Source organism: Polaromonas sp. (assembly GCF_049790275.1).
GTDB lineage: Bacteria > Pseudomonadota > Gammaproteobacteria > Burkholderiales > Burkholderiaceae_C > Polaromonas.
Window position 1 is genome coordinate 1 of record NZ_JBAQYR010000036.1, and the last position, 3,598, is coordinate 3,598.

Annotated in this window: 1 protein-coding gene; it reads right to left on the reverse strand. The window is 69.6% G+C overall.

The genetic code is table 11. From position 1 onward, the window contains the following. Window positions 1-3,598, reverse strand: a 3,598-nt coding sequence (locus WA904_RS04515) for a glucoamylase family protein (protein WP_425195932.1), incomplete at both ends; no start/stop codon positions are given.

Here is a 3,598-nt window from a genome sequence, read left to right on the forward strand (position 1 = left end):
GGTAAAAGCCCGGGGAGGCACCCGCGGCTTCGGTGGACGGGAAGCTGTACTGCACCGCCTGGATCAGCCGGTCGCGCAGCGCCAGGATGTCGCGCTGCAGCGGCATGAGGTAGGAGTTGGCTTCGCTGTTGAGCACCACCACATCAACGGCCAGCCCGCCGAAAGCCCACCAGGGCTGGGCGCGCAGCAGCGAGTGCACCAGGGGAATGCCGCTGGGCGAATGGATGCGCAGCAGCACGATGGGCCTGTCGCCCGACAGGCCGAAACGCCAGAGCATGCGCTGGTCCAGGGGCGTGCGTTCGGCCGGCCGGGCCACGCTGTACATCAGCGCCGTGCTCAGGTCCTGCAGCGCCAGGTTCTCTTCGGGCGTTAATGCCAGGTCGCGCAGCCGCACCTGGGCCAGCGTTGCGGCCATGCGGGTGGCGCGTTCCACGTGCATGGGTTGCATGTACTTGTCGATGCGCGCCGTCAGCCCTTCCGTGGTTTCGGCGGCAGTGGTGGCGAAGCTGAGCCGGGCCATGGCGCCGGGCGCCAGCCGCAGCGTGACGCGCAGGCTGGCGACCGGGTCCAGGCCGTTGATGGGCTGGCCTTCTGCGTCGATGGGCTGCACGCCCAGAGCTGGTTGGTGTGCGGGCTGGTGGCGTCCGGCGAAGACGCGGCGGTCGGCAATGCCTTCCACCGACACCAGGTCTGCATCGGCCTCGGCCAGGAAATGCGAGACCGCCATTTGCGGGTCGCCATGCAGGCGCGGCAGGCGCGTGAGCATGAGAGCGCGCCACTCCGGCTCCCAGCGGGTTTGCACGAAGAGGCTGGAAAACGCCGGATGCGCTTCGTCGGCGCGCGGGTCGGCCAGCACCGCCTCAAAGCAGGAAACCAGGGTCAGCACCTGCGCCTCGCGCCCGGTGTTGTGCAGCACCACCGTGCGCAGTTCGGTGTCGTCCTCGGGGCTGACCAGCACGGTGATGGTTGTGTCAAGATCATCGCCCTGCGCGTCGAACTGGACGCGGTCGGCCATGAAGCGCGCCTGGTAACGCCAGCCTGCCCCCGGTGCCGGCCGGGCCGTCAGCGAGCTCACTGTCTGCCCGCCGTCCGCGTCCGGGTGCACGAGGTAGAAAAAGCTGCCGTAGCCGTCGCGCAGCAGATCATCGCGCCAGCGCGTGATGTTGCGGCCGCGCCAGCGGCTCAGCCCGGCCCCGTTGGCGCGCAGGGCGACGTTGTAGTGGCCGTTCGACAGCAGGTGTGTGGGTTTCCAGCCCGCGCCGAGCGGGTTCAGCTCGCGCGACTGGAAGACCGGCGGCGCCTGGTAGCCGCCGGGCTCGGGCGGCAGCCGCGGGTCGGCGCTTTGCACGATCTGGCGCGGCGTGCTTTCATGCAGCAGCGCCTCGTGGGCCCGCACCAGCGGGTCGGCGCAGAACCAGCGCCGCGGTGCATGGTGGCAGAGCACGTTGCACAGGGCCGCCAGTGCCATGCCCTGGTGGTGTGCCATGAAGGCTTCCACAATGCTGAAGGCCTGCGCATGCGCCTTGTCGGGCTGGCGCGAAACGGTGAAGTCCAGCGCTTCGTAAAAACCCAGTGCGCCGCGCGCGCCCAGCTGTTCCAGCCGCTGCAGGTTGAGCACGGCGCCATGTGGGTCAAACAAGGTGGCCAGCAGGGTTGCATAAGGCGCCACCACCCGGTCGGTCGGCGGTGTGCGCCGCAGCGCCAGGCGCGGCACGCCGAAAGGCGAATACTGGAAAGCCAGGGAGTGGTCCTGCGCGAAATAGGCCGACTCGGACACGCCCCAGGGCAGCTGCTGCGCGGCCCCGTAGGCCTGCTGTTCGGCCACGGCCGCGTGCGCCACGGTGTGCAGCAGGCCGCGCCGGGGCTCGTGCATCAACAGGGAAGGCATCAGGTACTCGAACATCGAACCCGACCAGGACTTCAGCCCGGGCGCCACGCCAACCGACAGAAACGGCCGGCCCAGCGCGGCCCAGTGCCGGCGCGGAACATCGCCTTTGGCAATGGCCAGGAAGCTGGTGAGCCGGGACTCGGACGCCAGCAGGTCGTAGTAACTGGCATCCAGCGCCTGCTCCTGCACGCGCAGGCCGATATGGAACAGATGGCGCTTGCTGTCGTACAGGCCGCGAAAGTCCATGGCGGCATACAGGGCCTGGCAACGGCTGGCCAGCCGCAGCAGCGCCGCCTGTGCCGGCTCGCCTTCGGCCTTGTCCTGCGCGAGGGCATGGCAAGCCTGGGCCACGGCCAGCAGCAGCCCGGCCAGGTTGCCGCTGTCGACGACCGAGACATAAGGCGGCTGCAGGACTTCCAGCGTGCGCGTGTCGTACCAGTTGAGCAGGTGGCCATCATGTTTGGCTAGCCGGTCCATGCTGGCGAGCGAGGCCTCCAGCCGTTCGATGACTTCGCGCGTGCCTATCCAGCCGAATTCGCGCGCGCAGCAGACGGCCAGCAGGTACAGGCCGATATTGGTCGGTGACGTGCGGTGCGCCGGCGTGGGCTCAGGCACCAGTTGCAGGTTGTCGGGCGGCAGGTGGTTGTCTTCGGCACTGACGGACTGCTCAAAAAAGCGCCAGGTGTCGCGCGCCAGGGTGTGCAGGTATTGGCGGTCGCCGTCCTGCAGCTGGTGTACCGGGCCCGCCGGGCGGGGCCGGCTGGCCCACCAGGCGGCCAGCGGCGACGCGGCCCAGAACAGGAAGAGAGCGGTGCCCGCCACCGGATGCGGACTCCATAGCGCCGCCACCGCCAGCGCTGCGCAAAACAGTGAAACGGCAGCGTGCTGGCGCACAAAGGCCATGAGGTCGTCGCGTGCGGCCGCCTGGGACTGGGCGGCGGTGGTCCACTCGAGCAGACCGCGGCGGCTGGTGGCCATGCGCCAGAGCGAACGCAGCACGGCGTCGAGCAGCAAGGCGGTCTGCGCCGGAAGCTGGCTGAACTGCCAGGCGCCGCCGCCCAGGGCGCGCAACAATTCCCTCTGGCCCACATGGAAGAAATGGCGCCAGGCAATGCCCTTGCGGGTTGGCACCAGGCCAGCCAGTGCGCCCAGCACGGGACCGGCCAGTAAGGCGGCGAAAGCCACGAGCAGGGCGGTGGCCAGTGGCAACACCGTGCTGAACACGGCGCAGGCCAGCAGGCCGAAGGTGGCAGGCATGACCAGCGAGCGGCGCAGGTTGTCGGCCATCTTCCACAGCCCCAGCGCGTCGATGCCGTAGTGCCCGGCGTGCAGCATGAGGGGCCACAGTTGCCAGTCGCCGCGCGTCCAGCGGTGGGTGCGCGCGGCGGCCACGCCTGCGTGGTGCGGCTGGTCTTCCACCAGGGCCACGTCACTGACCAGGCCGCAGCGTGCGACGCTGCCTTCCAGCAGGTCGTGGCTGAGGACTGTGTCGTTGGGCAGGCGCGCGTCGAGCACGGCATGCACGGCCTCGACATGCAGCAGGCCCTTGCCGGCGAAGCTGCCGCTGCCGAACAGGTCCTGGTACACCTCGGAGGCGCCGCTGCTGTACGGGTCGATGCCGCATTGGCCGGCAAACATCCAGTGGAAGGGCGTGTGTTCGGCCGGCCCGGGCAGGGGCGTGACCACGCGCGGCTGCAGGATGCCATAGCC